Origin of the sequence: Actinomadura sp. 6N118 (assembly GCF_044326415.1) — a bacterium.
In the GTDB taxonomy this organism is placed as follows: Bacteria; Actinomycetota; Actinomycetes; order Streptosporangiales; family Streptosporangiaceae; genus Spirillospora.
Window position 1 is genome coordinate 504,870 of sequence record NZ_JBIRAZ010000003.1, and the last position, 15,547, is coordinate 520,416.

Below are 15,547 nucleotides of genomic sequence, written 5' to 3' on the forward strand. Positions count from 1 at the left end.
TGGTTTCAGGCGTTCATGGCCTCGATGAGACTCGTGGGCCGGAGGTCGGTCCAGTTCTCCTCGACATAGGCCAGGCAGGCGTCGCGGGAGTCCTCACCGAACGCGACCGTCCAGCCGTTGGGGATCTCGGCGAACGTGGGCCAGAGGGAGTGCTGGCCCTCGTGGTTGACGAGGACGTAGTAGCGGCCTTCGGCGTCTTCGAAGGGGTTGGTGCTCATCGGGTCTCCTTGGTGAGGATGGTGCGTAGTTCGCCGGCCAGGCGCTGGACGGTCGCGCGTTCGAACAGGGCGCTGTCGTACTCCAGGTAGCAGTCGACCGGGCCGTCCCCCTGGGGTTCGAAGAAGCTCACCGTGAGGTGGGCGTTGCGGGCTCCGGTCGGGACGTGCTCGAGGACGATCCCGTCGATGTGGGCCATCCGGGCCTTCTCGTGGTGGATGAGCATCACCTGCGGCGCGGGCAGGCTGAGTGCCTTCGCGACGCGGTCGAACGGGACGTCCTGGCGGTCCAGGGCGTTCAGGTTGGTCTCCCGGATGCGGGCCAGGAGCTCCCGGAACGCCGGATCCCCGCTGGTGTCCGTGCGGAGGATCACCGTGTTGAAGAAGCAGCCGATCAGGTCGGTCAGGGCTTCCTCGGTGCGGCCCGCGACGAACGACGCGATGGGAAGGTCGGTGCCGGCGCCGTTGCGGGTGAGGAGTGTCGCGAGGGCGGCCTGGAGCACCATGAACATGCTCGTCCCAGTCTGCGCGGCGAGGTTGTCGATCGCCTCGTGCAGGTCCGGGTCAAGGACGATGTGAACGTATTCGCCTTGGGACTCCCGGGTGTTGGGCAGGTCGTACGGGAGAGTCAGCTCCCGTGGCGCATCAGAGAGATGCTCACGCCAGTAGGCGATCTGCCGTTCGGCCGGGAGTGAGTGAGCCCAGACGGTGTAGTCGGCGTAGGAGACCGGGAGTGATTGCCACGCAGGGGCCTTGCCTTCGCAGCGAGCCGTGTAGGCGATGGCCAGATCATTGGCCAGCGGCACTACGGACCACTCGTCCACGCCGATGTAGTGCATGGTCAGGAGCAGCGCCTGGGCACCGGTGGCGTCGGTGAGCAGGCGGGCACGGAGGGGCGGGCGGGTCAGATCGGCTCGTTCTGCCGCGAGGGTGCGGATTCCGGCTTCCACGTCGGCGACCTGGAGGCGTTCGAGGGTGAAGCCCGCGTCGTGCTGAACGAGGCGGCCGTCGCGCTCAGCGAAGGCCGTGCGGAGAGGCTCATGGCGAGCAGCGAGGTCGTCCAAGGCCGCTGCAAGGGCGGCCACGTCGAGCCCGTCGGGTGAACGGAGTGCGAAGGCCATGTCGTACAACGTCCCGGTGCTGTGGCGCGTCCACTGCCATTCCTGGGATGGAGCGGCGGGCAGGACGGACGGTCGTTCGACCGGGGCCAGGCGGGGCCGGGCAGCCGTCGTGTCCGTGCCGGCGCGGGCGGTCGTCGCGTCCAGGCGGTCGGCGAGATCGGCCACCGTCGGGGCGTCGAAGACGTCACGGAGAGCCAAGTCGGCGTCCAGAACGGTACGGACGCGACCCAGCAGGCGCATGGCGGACATGGAGTGGCCGCCAAGCTCGAAGAAGTTGTCGTGGATGCCCACTTCGGGGAGTTCGAGGATCTCGGCGAAGAGCCCGGCGAGGGCCTTCTCGCGGCCGGTGACGGCACGCGCGGTCCCGACACGGGCCGTCCAGTCGGGGGCCGGGAGGGCACGGCGGTCGAGCTTGCCGTTCGGGGTGAGCGGCAGCGGACCGTCGAGCACGACGACGGCGGCGGGGACCATGTAGTCCGGCAGAAGGGCCGCCACATGGGCGCGGATCTCCGCCGGGCCGGCCTGCCCGACGGCGTATCCGACCAGCCGGGTCTCCCGGCCGCTGCGGTCCGCCACGACGGCCGCCTGCGTGACGCCGGGGTGCCGGGTCATGGCGCCTGCGATCTCGCCGGGTTCGATGCGGTAGCCGCGGATCTTCACCTGGTCGTCGGCGCGGCCGAGGAAGTCCACGTTCCCGTCGGCCCGCCAGCGGGCCCGGTCGCCGGTCCGGTACATCCGCGTGCCGGGCGGGCCGAACGGGCAGGCCACGAAACGTTCGGACGACAAGCCGGGACGGCCCAGATAACCGCGAGCCAGGCCACGACCGGCGACGTAGAGCTCGCCGACGACGCCGGGCGGGACCGGCTGGAGCCGTTCGTCCAGGACGTAGACGCGCGTGTTGGGATCTGGCACACCGATCGGGACGGCGCCCGCCCAGCCCTGTTCGGCGAGCCACAACGTCGAGTTGACCGTGGCCTCGGTCAGGCCGTACGCGGCAAGGAGGCGCAGGTGACCAGCCCATCGGGCGATGACGTCCGGCGGCACGGTCTCGGTGCCGACGAGGACGGTGGCGCCCTCAGGGATGTCGCAGCCGGGCGGCAGCGCGGCCACCAGGGAGGGCGGCAGGATCGCGTGCGTGATCTGCTGCTCGTTCATGAAGTCGGTCAGCTCACGGCCCGGCACCCGCGCTTCGTCGGGCACCAGCACAAGGGTGCCGCCGTGGCACAGCGCCATCGACAGCTCGAAGATCGTGACGTCGAAGCCGATCGACGCGAACTGCAGCACCCGGCTGTCCGGCCTCAGCCCCATCCGGTCCACGGCCGTGGCGACCAGGCTGCCGATGCCTTCGTGGGGGACGACGACGCCCTTGGGGCGGCCGGTCGAGCCCGACGTGTAGATGACGTAGGCGGCCTGGTCGAGGGCGATCGGTGCGAATACGGCGCCCGGCGCGAGACCGGCGAGACCGGCGAGCTCGCCGGCGGTCTCCGGGGAGTCGAGGGACACCACCTCGACGCCCTCGACCTCCGGGACCTTGCCCGCGACCTGCTCGGTGACGACCACGACGGCGGCCCGAGCGTCGTCGAGCATGTAGGCGAGACGGTCGCCGGGGTGGGCGAGGTCCATCGGCAGGAACGCGGCGCCCAGCTTGTTGATCCCGAGCATGACGGCGACCATCTCCACGGAACGCGGGACGGCCACGCCGACGACGCCCTCAGCGCGGACGCCATGGCGCGCCAGCAGGACCGCCATGCGATCCGACAGCGCGTCCAGCTCGGCATAGGTCACCGAACGCGGGCCGTCCACGACGGCCATCGCTTCCGGCTGTTCGGTCACGAGCCGCCCGAAGAGGCCGGGGATGGTCAGCTCCTCCACGACCCGGTTGGTCTGGTTGAAGCCGGCAAGGACCTGCTCGCGTTCCTCGTCGGTGAGCACGTCGATCCGGCCCACCGTCAGCTCCGGCTCGGCGGCCACGGTCTCGACGAGCCGTGACAGGCGCTCCCCGAGGACGGCGACCGACGACCGGTCGAAGATGTCGGAACGGAACTCCAGCACGCAGCCGATCCGGCCGCTCGCGACGTCCTCGGCGAAGCTGAAGACGAGATCGAACTTCGCCGTCCGCGCCTCCACGGTTTGCGGCACCGCCGTCAGCCCCGGCAGCGCGACGTCGTCGCCGGCACGGTTGCGGTATCCGACCATGACCTGGAAGAGCGGGTTGCGGTCGGGTGACCGCACCGGATTGACCTCCTCCACGACGGCCTCGAACGGCACATCCTGGTGGGAGAAGGCCGCCAGGTCGGTCTCGCGCACCCGGTCCACCAGCTCGGCGAACGTCGGGTCGCCCGAGACGTCCGTCCGCAGCACGAGGGTGTTGACGAAGAAGCCGACCAGCTCGTCCAGCGCCTCGTCCGTCCGCCCGGAGATCGGCGCGCCGAGCGGGAGGTCGTCACCGGCGCCGAGCCGGTGCAGCAACGCGGCGACGGCCGCGTGGCACACCATGAACATGCTCGCGCCGCTCCGCTGGGCGATCCGCCGCAGCCCGTCGCAGGCCGCCGGGTCGAGCTCGATGGTCAGCTCGCCGCCCGACATGGTCGGCCGGGCCGGGTGGGGCCGGTCGGTGGGCAGTTCGAGCTGCTCGGGCGCACCGCGCAGGTTCTCCCGCCAGTACGCCAACTGCCGCTCGGCCAGGCCGTCCGTCTCCAGCAGCTCGCGCTGCCAGAGCGTGTAGTCCACATACTGCACCGGCAGCGGCTCCCACTCGGGCGCCGCTCCCGCTGTGCGAGCGGCATACGCGGTGGACAGATCGCGCAGGAACGGCCCGTCCGACCATTCGTCGGTCGTGATGTGGTGCAGCAGCAACGCCACCACGTGCTCGTCGGGCGCGAGCCGGACGACCGTCGCGCGCAGAGGAGGCTCCACGGCCAGGTCGAACGGCCGGCCCAGCGCCATCGCTAGCACCGCGTCGAGCTGCCCCTCGGCCGACTCCAGCACCGCGAACTCCGGCCGCGCGTCCTCGACAGGCAGCACCTGCTGGAACGGACGGCCTTCACGCTCAACGATCAGCGTGCGCAGTGCCTCGTGCCGCGCCATCACATCGCCCAGCCCGTCGCGCAGAGCGTCCACGTCCAGCGCGCCGCGCAGCCGCATGACCAGCGGGAAGTTGTAAGCGGCGGACGAATGCTGCGTTTCGCCCCCATGGCTACGCCCCACCGCCCCCGACAATTGCTCGATCAGCCATAGCCGCTGCTGCGCGAACGACAGCGGTGGCTCGGCGGGCCGTTCCGGCACGGCGACCAGCTCGGGACGGCGCCCCGCAGTCGAGGCGGCCGCCCGTTCCGCCAGCTCGGCGACCGTCGGCGCCTCGAAGAGATCACGGATCGCAAGCTCGGCGCCGAGCGCCGCCCGCGCACGGCTGACCAGCCGCGTCGCCAGCAGCGAGTGCCCGCCCAGGTCGAAGAAGTCATCGTCGATGCCGACCCGCTCAACCCCGAGCAGCTCAGCGAAGATCTCGCACAGCACCTGCTCGCGCGGTGTCCGCGGCGGACGGCTGTCGGCTCCGCTGCTCACCTCGGGCTTGGGCAGGGCCCGCACGTCGAGCTTGCCGTTCACGGTGATCGGCAGCCGGTCCACGAGCATCAGCACAGCCGGGACCATGTAGCCCGGCAACCGCGCCTTCAGTGCCTCGCGCAGCACCGTGACCAGCTCATCCTGCGCGTCGACCGGACCCGCCGGGACGACATAGCCGACGAGCCGCTTGACGCCGCCGGGTCCGGAGCCGTCGGCGATGACGGCCGCGTGGGCGACCAGCGGGTGGTCCTCCAGCGCGGCGCCGATCTCGCCCAGCTCGACGCGGTAACCCCGGATCTTCACCTGGTCGTCGGTCCGCCCGAGGAAGTCCAGGTTGCCGTCGGGCCGCCGCCGCACCAGGTCACCCGTCCGGTACATCCGCGCACCGGGCTTGTCGCTGAACGGGTCGGCGACGAAGCTCGCGGCGGTCAGCCCCGGACGCAGGTGGTAGCCACGGGCCAGCCCCACGCCGCTGATGTAGAGCTCGCCGGGGGTGCCGGGCGGCACCGGGCGCAGCGCGGCGTCCAGGATGTACGCGCGGGTGTTCCAGATCGGGCGCCCGACGGTGGAGGTCGCGCTGTCGTCCGTGGAGGCACCGAGGGTGTTGATCGTGTACTCGGTCGGCCCGTACAGGTTGTAGCCGAAGGTCCCCGGCGTCTCGCGCAGCGTGGACCACACGGTCTCCGACACCGCCTCGCCGCCGAGGAGCACCAGCGGCGGCCGGTGGCCGTCCAGCAGGCCCTCGTCGATGAGGTGGTGGGCGTACGTGGGCGTCACGTTGACGACGTCGATCAACTCTCGGTCGCAGTAGGCCACCAGCTCCTCGGCGTCACGCCGCAGGTTCTCGTCGGAGACGTGGACCTCGTGGCCCTCGATCAGCCACAGCAGCTCTTCCCACGACATGTCGAACGCGAACGACACCGTGTGCGCGATCCGCAACCGCCGCCCGCCCACGGCCGCGATCGTCGGCTCGAAGATGGCCTCGCGGTGGTTGAACTGCATGTTCGTCAGGCCTCGGTAAGGCGTGACGACGCCCTTGGGACGCCCGGTCGAGCCTGAGGTGTAGATAACGTACGCCGGGTGCTCCAGCCGGTGCGGCAGGTCACGGGCGAACGCGGGCCGTTCCGCGTCGTCCAGCGCCCCGCCCGGCAGTCCGGCCAGCTCGGCAACGGTCGCGTCGTCGTCGACCAGGATCCGGTCAACGTCCACGTCCGGCAACGTCGCCGCGACGGACGTGGTCGTGAGGACGCACGCGGGCGCGGTGTCGCCCAGCATGAACTCCAGCCGTTCGGCCGGGTACTCCAGGTCCAGCGGCAGGTAGGCCGCTCCCGTCTGGAGGACCGCGAACAGCGCGACGACCATCTCGACCGAACGCGGCAGGGCCAGCGCCACCACGCGTTCCGGCGCCGCACCGCGCGCCAGCAGCAGCCGCGCCATGCGGTTGATGCGCGCGTCGAGTTCGCCGTAGGTCAGCCTCTCCGCCCCGAAGACGAGCGCGGTCTCCTCCGGGATACGTGCCGCGCGTTCGGACAGCAGCTCGGCCACGGTCACGGACGGCAAGGGCCGCTGCGACGCGTCCCATTCCTCCCCGAGACTCCGCCGCTCCGCGGGCAGCAGCATGTCGAGTCCGCCGACCTGGTCCGCGAGACCGGCCGACAGCTGGTCGAGCAGCATGGTGAAGCGGTCGAGCAGCGCGCTCGCCTCATGGTCCTCGAACGCGTCGGGACGGTAGGACAGGGTCACGCGCAGGCGCCTGCCCTGCGTCACGATGAGGGTGACCGGGTAGTGCGTCGCGTCGGCGTTGGCCACGTCCACGATGCCGTTGCGGCGCGTGAACTCCAGCATCCGCTCCTCGCCACCGGCGTCGCGCAGCACGAACAACGTGTCGAACAGCCGCCGGTGCCCGGTCTCACGCTGCAGGTCACCGAGCCCGAGATGTTCGTACGGCATCAGCGCCACTCGCTCGTCCTGAACGCGGCGCAGCATGCCGAGCACGGACTCGCGCGGCTTCAGCGTGATCCGGACCGGCACCGTGTTGAGGAACATCCCGATGATGTTCTCGACCTCGGGCACCGCCACCGGGCGCCCGGCGACCGCAGTGCCGAAGACCACGTCGTCACGGCCGACGGCGGCGGCCAGCACGAGCCCCCAAGCGGCGTTGAGCATGGTGTTGAGCGTCAGGCCCTGCTCCCGGGCGGTGCCGCGCAGCCGGTCGCCCAGCTCGGCCGGGAGCTCGATGTCGAGGTTGCGCGGGATCACGGGCTGCAGGCCGTCGTCGGCGGGCCGCACCAGCGTCGGCTCGTCGAGCCCGGCCAGGGCGTCGCTCCAGGCCCCGAGGGCCGCGTCCGCGTCCTGGCCTGCCAGCCAGCCGAGGTAGTCGCGGTAGTTGCCGGGACGCGGCATGCCGCTGTCGTCGCCGGCCTGCGCGTACAGGGCGAACAGCTGCTCCAGGACCAACCACGCCGACCAGCCGTCCCACAGGATCAGGTGGTGGGTGAGCACCAGCCGGTCACGGCCGCCGCCGAGCCGGATGAGCAGGAGCCGCATCGCCGGCGGGCTCGCCAGGTCGAACCGCTCGGTCCGGTCGGCGGCCAGCAGCGCGGCCACCTTCTCTTCCTGCTCCGCGACGGACAACGACGACAGGTCGACCTCACGCAGCGGCGGCGGCACGTCGGCCCCGACGAACTGCACCGGCCGCGGCAGGCCCTCCCCTGTGAAACCGACCCGCAGGCTCGGGTTGCGTGCCAGCAGCGCCGCGCAAGCCGCCCTGAGCCGGCCCGCGTCGAGGCGCTCGTCGAACGAGAAGACGTCCTGCGAGGTGTAGACGTCGATCGCGTCGGTGTCGTAGGTGGCGTGGAAGTAGATGCCCTCTTGCAAAGGGGAGAGCGGCCAGACGTCCTCGACCGGGACGGGGCTGGTCGCGCGCACCCGTTCGAGCTCCTCATCCGTGAGCTCGACCAGCTCCGCGTCGTCGAACCCCTCCGAGGCCGGGCCGTCGGCCACGGCGACGGCCAGCGCGGCGGGTGTGCGATGAGCGAAAACGTCGCGGGGGCTAAGCTGCAGCCCGGCCTTGCGGGCGCGGCTCGACACGGTGATCGAGGCGATGCTGTCGCCACCGAGGACGAAGAAGTCGTCATCGACACCGACCTCGGTGCCGAGCACTGAGCCGAAGATCTCGCAGAGCAGCCGTTCGGTGTCGTTCCGCGCGGCCCGCACCTCACGCGGTGCGGCCTCCGGAACGGGCAGGGCCTCGCGATCGATCTTGCCGTTGGGCGTCAGCGGCAGCTCGTCCAGCACGACGACCGCGCTCGGCACCATCGGCGCCGGGAGCGCGGCGGCCAGGCTGGATTGCAGGTCGGTCCCGTCGAGTGTGGCTCCTGGAGCGGCGACGGCGTACGCGATCAACCGCATGGCGGTGCCCTCGCCGCGAACTATGGCGACCGCCCTCGCGACCCCAACCTCACGGCTGAGCTGCGCCTCGACCTCGCCCAGCTCGACCCGATTGCCGCGGATCTTGATCTGGTGGTCGGTCCGGCCGGCGTAGACCAGGGCGCCGTCCGCACGCCGGCGGACCAGGTCGCCCGTGCGGTACATGCGCGAGCCCGCCGGCCCGTACGGGTCGGCCACGAAGCGCTCGGCGGTCAGCCCGGACCGGGCGTGATAGCCGACGGCGAGCTGATCACCCGCGATGTAGAGCTCGCCGGGCATGCCCTCGGGCACGTGGCGCAGACAGGTGTCGAGGACGTACAGGCGGGTGTTCCAGACCGGCCCGCCGATCGGCACGGCCTCGCCCTCGGGGGCGATGGACCCGTCCGCCCACGTGACCTGGATGGTCGCCTCGGTCGGCCCGTAACAGTTGTCGACGGGCGTACCGGTCAGCTCCAGCCAGCGGCGCGCCATTCCGGTGCTGAGGGGCTCGGCGGCGCTGATGACCTTCCGCAGGCTCGCGGCCCACGCCGGATCGGCGGTGAGCTCATCGGCGCCCAGGATCGCCTGGATCATCGAGGGCACGAAGTTCACGACCGTGACGCGACGTTCCTGGATGAGACCGGCGAGGTAGACAGGGTCGACGTGCCCGCCGGGCTCGGCCAGGACGGTCGCCCCGCCTGAGCAGAGCGGCCAGAAGAGCTGCCACACCGAGGCGTCGAAGCTCGCCGACGCCTGCTGGAGCATGCGGTCCTCGGCGCCCATCCCCAGCTCGCCCTGCGCCCACGCAAGGTGCCCGACGATGGCGCGGTGGCTGACCACGACGCCCTTCGGACGCCCAGTGGAGCCCGAGGTGTAGATCAGGTACGCGGGATCGCCGGGACGAGCCGGGCGCGGTTCGGCGTCGTGTTCATCGTCGTGCTCGTCATCGGCCTCCCCGACGGCAACGAACTCCACCCCGCTGATCCCGGAAAGCTCGCCGTTCCGGGTCACGACCATGCGGGCACCGGAGTCGGCGAGCATGAACGCCAGCCGGTCGGCCGGGTAGTCGACGTCGAGCGGCACGTACGCGGCGCCCGACTTCAGGACGCCCAGCAGCGCGACCATCAGCTCGACCGAACGCGGGATCGCGACCGCGACGTACTCGCCCGGCCCGGCACCCCGCGCCGCCAGACGACGTGCGAGCCGCTCCGCACGCCGGTCCAGTTCCGCGTACGAGATCTCCTCGGCGTCGAAGATCACGGCGGTGGCGTCGGGCGTGCGGGTGGTCTGTGCCGCGATGGCGGACGCGAGCGTCCCCGCCGGAATCTCCCGGGCCTCGCCGACGAGCCGCGCCTCCGCACGTTCGGCGGCGGACAGCAGATCAAGCCGCCCCACTGGACGCTCCGCGTCGGCGAGGACCGATTCCAGCAACCGTGTGAGGCCGTCGGACAGCCGCCGGACCGTCTCCGGGGTAAGGCGCGCGGTGTCGTGGACAAGCCTGAGCTCCAGGCGTTCCCCGGGCACGACGGTCAGCGAGAGCGGGTAGTGCGAGGCGTCGCGGATGTCCACGTCCGAGATCGAGAACGCGGCGCCCGGCGCACGCAGCTCGTCGCTCATCGGGTAGTTCTCGACCGCCACGAGCGTGTCGAAAAGGGCTTCGGGATGTCCGGCTAGCCGCTGGATCTCGGCCAGCCCGAGGTGCTGGTGGTCGAGAAGCTCGGTCTGCCGGTCCTGCAGCCGCGCGAACAGACTCGCGAGCGGCTCGTCCGGCCTCCACGTCACCCGCACCGGCAGCGTGTTGACCAGCAGCCCGACCATCGACTCGATGCCGTCGACCTCGGCCTGGCGGCCCGACACGGTCGACCCGAAGACGACGTCGCGGCTCCCGGTGAGGCGGCCGAGCAGGAGCCCCCAGGCACCCTGCACGACGGTGCTCAGCGTCAGGCCCCGCGCCCGCGCCCATGCGGAGAGGCCGTTGGTGGCCGCCGCGTCCAGTGAGGTGCGCACCTGTCCCATCGGGCCGGGCGCCGCGTCCTCGCGCCGGGCTCCGGCGAGCAGAGTCGGCTCGTCCAGCCCGCCCAGCGCCTCGCGCCAGGCCGTACGCGCCGCCTCCCGATCACGACCCGCGAGCCACGCGAAGTAGTCGCGGTACGAGGGAGCCCTGTTTTCCGGTGCCCTGGCCGCCTGCGCCTCCCCCGACACCAGGTCGCGCAACATGATCGGCACGGACCAGCCGTCGGAGGTCAGGTGGTGCAGGGTGAGGATGAGCGTGTGCGGCCCGTCCGCAGCCTCGCCCCGGACGAACGCGGCGCGTAGCAGCGGCGGTGCCGAGAGATCGAAGCGGTGGGCGAACTCCTCGGCCGCGATGGCCTCAACGTCGGCCCCGTCGGCCCCGTCGACCTCGCGCCACGGCACGGTCGACGAACCGGGGATGAACTGCACGATCTGTCCGTTCGCCAACTGCAGGAACCCGGCCCGCAACGGCGCATGCCGGTCCAGCAACCCCTGAACGGCGCGGCGCAGCGCCGCCGGATCCACGTCGCCCGCCAGCTCGATGATCTGCTGAACGGTGTAGACGTCGTCCGCGTCCTCGTCGAAGAGCGCGTGGAAGAGCAGGCCTTCCTGGAGCGGCGTGATCGGCAGGACGTCCGCCAGGTCGCCGACAGCAAGCTCCAGTTCGTCGATCTCGTCCTGGGCGATCGCCACGAGCGGGAAGTCGGATGGCGTGTGCCCTCCCGCGTTCAGGCAGCTCAGGTGGGCGACCAGGCCGCGCAGCGCGTCGAGCCAGGCCCCGGCCAGATCGGCGACATCGGAGAACCCGAACACGCCATCGGGCCATGACCACGTCGCACTGAGCTCCGGCCCGGTCGCGGCGTCGTCGCGGACGATCGCGTTCACTTCGAGCGGGTGGCCCAGCGGCATGCCCGGGTCCCGGCCGGCCGAGAGAGGCTCGGTGTCGCCCGCGAGCTGCCAGTCGCCGTCGCCGCCCGCACGGAAACGTCCCAGGTAGTTGAAGAGAACCTGTGCTGTGGAGGCGTCCGCGGCATAGCCCAGGCTGGACGCGGGAGCGGCGCGGAGCTGCTCCTTGACTCGTTTGAGGGTGCGGCCGACGGACGGACCGCCCGCTGTGAAGTCGGCCCAGTCGACGGTCCCTGGCGCCAGCCGTGCCGGGAGGAAACTGGTGAACCAGCCCACCGTCCGCGACAGGTCGGCGTCTCCCGCGACCTCGTCCTGCTCGCGACCGTGCCGTTCGAGGTGCACCAGCAGATCCTGGTGCTCAGTTGGTCCTTGGTGCTCGGTGCGCCCCTGGTGCTCGGTGCGCCATGCGGCCACGGCGACGGCGACGGCGAGCGCGGTGAGCAGCACGTCGTCGACCGAGCCGTGGTAGGCGGCGGGCACGCCGGTGAGGAACTGCGCCGTCACATCGGCGGGCAACGTCACCGTCAGGGAACGTTCGGTGGCCGCGACATCGGTCTGCCGGTCGAGCGGGCGGGCACCCAGCGGGGCGACGGGCCCGTCCACCACGTCGCGCCACGTGCTCGGGTCGGCCATGCGGGTGTCGGCGGCCAGCAGCCTGGACCATTCGGCGAACGAGGTGGCGACCGGCGCAAGCTCCTCACCCGCCGCCGCCTGCTCCAGGTCGGAGAGCAGGACGCGCCAGGAGACGCCGTCCACGACGAGATGGTGGCCCACCAGGAGCAGCCGCCCGTCCTCGGGCGACCACACGGCTTGGAGCATGACGCCCTGCTCCGGTGCCAGGCGTGCGGCGGCGTACTCGCGGTGCGCGGTGAGGTCGGCACCGCCCTCCACACGTTCGATGAGGTCCGCGGCCTGGACGGCGCCGGGCGGCGGGACCTCCAGTGTCCAGCCGGTCCGGTCGAGCCGGGCGCGCAGCATGCCGTGGTGGTCGATGACCGCCTGCAGGGTCGCGGTGAGCGCGTCGGCGTCGAGGTCGTTCGGGACCCGCACCACCACGGACTGGTAGAACGCGTCGATGGGCCCATCCAGCTTGCGCAGCCACTGGATGATCGGCGTCGGCTGGACGATACCGACGCCGGGGTCGTGTGGCCGTTCAGCCACGGCGTGACCGGCCTCGGAGGCGACGGCGGCGAGGCCGGAGACCGTGCGCAGGCGGAAGACGTCACGCGGGGTGATGGCGAGCCCGGCCCGGCGCGCCCGGTTGACCAGCTGAATGGCGACAATACTGTCACCGCCCAGCTCGAAGAAACTGTCATGCACACCGACGGCGGGCAGGCCCAGCACCTCGGCGAACAGCGCGGCGAGGGTGTGCTCGGCGGGCGTCTCCGGCGGGGCGTCACCCGCGCTCGCCGTCCACTCCGGCTCCGGCAGGGCGTCCTTGTCGAGCTTGCCATTGGGTGTCAGCGGCAGCGTCCCGGGCAGCACGACGATCGTGCCGGGCACCATGTAGTCGGGCAGTTCGGCGGCCGCGAAGCTCCGCAACTCCGCGACGTCAAGCCCGCCATCAGTCGCGTCGGCGCTGGTCACGTAGGCGACGAGGCGCTTGGCTCCGCGGTGGTCCTCGCGGGCGACGACGGCGGCCTGGGCCACGGCGTCGTGTCCCATGAGGGCGCTCTCGATCTCACCCGGCTCGATGCGGAAGCCACGGATCTTGATCTGGCCGTCGCCGCGGCCGAGGAAGTCGATGTTCCCGTCGGCGCGCCAGCGTGCGCGGTCGCCGGTGCGGTACATGCGGTCGCCGGGGCCGCCGAACGGGTCGGCGACGAACCGTTCGGAGGTCAGGCCGGGCCTGCCGAGATAGCCGCGGGCCAGTCCGCGACCGGCAACGTACAGCTCACCCGCGACGCCGGGCGGGACGGGCCGCAGCGCCGAGTCGAGGATGTAGCAGCGGGTGCCCGGGTCGGGCACGCCGATGGGCACCGGCCCCTCGGTCTCCGGCTCCGCGAGCCAGAGCGTGGAGTTGACACTCGCCTCGGTCAGGCCGTACGCGACGACGACCCGCATCCGGTCGCTCCATCGCGCGATGAGCTCGGCGGGCACCGCCTCGGTGCCGACGACCAGCACGGCGCCCGCGGGCAGCTCGCACTCGGCCGGCAGAGCCGCCACAAGCGAGGGCGGCAGGATCATGTGGGTGGCGCGGTGCTCGGCGAGGTAGCCGGTCAGCTCCTCCCCCGCGACGCGCCGTTCGGCCGGGACGACGATGGCGGTGCCGCCGACGCACAACGACATGACCAGGTCCCAGACCGCGACGTCGAACCCGACCGACGCGAACTGCACGACCCGGCTGCCGGGCGCCACGCCCAGCCGTTCGACGGCGGTCGCGATGAGGCTGCCGATCCCGTCATGGGACACCACGACGCCCTTGGGACGGCCCGTCGAGCCCGAGGTGTAGATGACGTACGCGGCGCGGCCGAGGTCACCGCCTGCCGGATCCGGCAGGTCGTCCTCGTCCAGGCCCGCAAGCTCGTCCGCGACCGCGGGGTCGTCCAGCAGCACGTGCGGTATCACCGGAAGGTCGTCGGCGAGCTCGCTCAGGGAGACGACGGCACGCGCGCCCGAGTCCTCCACCATGTAGGCGACACGGTCCGCCGGGTGGTCCAGGTCGAGAGGCAGATAGGCGGCGCCCGCCTTCATCACGCCGAACAACGCCACGACCATGTCGGCTGAGCGCGGCACGGCGACCGCGACGATGTCCTCGGCGGCCACGCCACGGCCGCGCAGGAGCCGGGCGAGCCGGTTGGCCCGGCCGTTGAGCTCCCGGTAGGTCAGCCGCTCGGACTCACAGATCACCGCGATCTCGTCCGGCGTCTCCGCCACGCGGCGTTCGAACGCGGCCGTCCACGACAGCTCCTGGACCTCAGGAACCGAACCGCCGAACTCGCCGAGCACCTGCCGGCGTTCGCCGGACGTCGTGAGGTCGATGGCGCCCAGCGGACGGCCGGGGTGCTCGATCATCGCGTCGAGCACGGCAAGGAGCCGCCGCTCGTGCGCCGCCAGCTCGTCCGGGCCGCAGACCGCCGCGTCGGCGTCCAGGTCGATCCGGATGCCCTCCCCGGCGGGACGGTCGTACATGACGACGGACAGGTCGCTGACGGGCCCGATCGAGTGGTAGTGGACCGTGACAGGGAGATCCCCGAAGTGGATCCCCTCGTGGTACGGCAGGACGTTCACCGACGGCCCGGTCAGCTCGCGCAGGCCACCCGGTCTGCCGAGTTCCCTGGCGAGGTCCTCGCCGCGGTACCGGCCGTGCGCGGCGACGTCGCGGATCTCCTGGGCCACCGCCGCGATCAGCTCGGCGGGCGTCGTGTCCGGCCGCACGGTGAGGCGCAACGGCAGGACGTTGGACAACAGGCCCGGTGAGTCCCGCAACCCCGCGTCCAGGCGGCCGGTGACGGGCAGGCCGAGGACCACGTCCTGCGCGCCCGTCGACCGGTGGAGGTAGGCCGCCACCGCCGCGATCGCCAGCCGCGAGAAACGCGTCCCCACGTCGGCGGCCACCGCCCGGCCGCGCGCGGTGAGGTCGGCCGCCAGCTCGGCCGTCCGCCGTTCGAACCCGCGTGCCTGGACCGGTGGGCACTCCACGAGCCGGGCCGGCTCGTCGGAGAGGCCCGCCAGCCGTGCACGCCAGAACTCGTGGTCGGCCTCGTGCGACTCGGAACGCCGGTACTCGCCGTCCGAGGCGACCAGCCTCGACAACGACCAGTCCGGGGTGGCGGCCTCCGGGTCGCCGTACAGCGTGGCCACCCGCTGGATGAGATTCAGGGTCCCCGAGCCGTCGGTGACGAGGTGGTGGTAGCGGTGGTACCACCAGATCCGCCCGTCGCCCAGCACGATGACAGCGTGCGCGAAGAGCGGGCCCTCTACGAGATCGGGGACCCGCGCCATGTCCGCGCCGATCCAGGCGCGAGCCGCCGATTCGGGATCGGGCTCAGCGGCCAGATCCAGCAGCGTGGGCGACCACTCACTGCGGCGCCGTGTGATCTGGACCGGCCGTCCGTCCCGTTCGCCGAACACGACATGGAGGTTGTCCGCCTCCATGACCGTCTGGCGCACGGCGGCGGTGAGCCGCGTCGCGTCCGCGCCCGGCGGCAGTTCGACGTGACAGCCGACCGTGTAGGCCGGGCTGTCCGGCTCGATCTGCTGGGCCAGCCAGATTCCGGTCTGTGCCCCGGTCAGGGCCAGCTCGTTCTCCGCCAGCTCGGTCTCAGGCAGCTCGAACCCGCCACCGGACATCGGCCCCCAGCCTTTCCGCACGTTGCC

Annotated in this window: 2 protein-coding genes; both read right to left on the bottom strand. The window is 71.8% G+C overall.

The window, feature by feature from the left end; all coding sequences use genetic code 11:
• Positions 1 to 5: 5 nt before the first annotated feature.
• A complete protein-coding gene (locus ACH34W_RS10115) occupies positions 6 to 218 on the bottom strand; it encodes an MbtH family protein (protein ID WP_395960503.1) in 213 nt (70 codons plus the stop codon).
• Positions 215 to 15,520: an amino acid adenylation domain-containing protein gene (locus ACH34W_RS10120; protein WP_395960504.1), complete on the bottom strand. Its 15,306-nt coding sequence runs from the start codon at positions 15,518 to 15,520 to the stop codon at positions 215 to 217. Before ACH34W_RS10120 ends, ACH34W_RS10115 begins: the two co-directional genes overlap by 4 nt.
• Positions 15,521 to 15,547 lie beyond the last annotated feature (27 nt).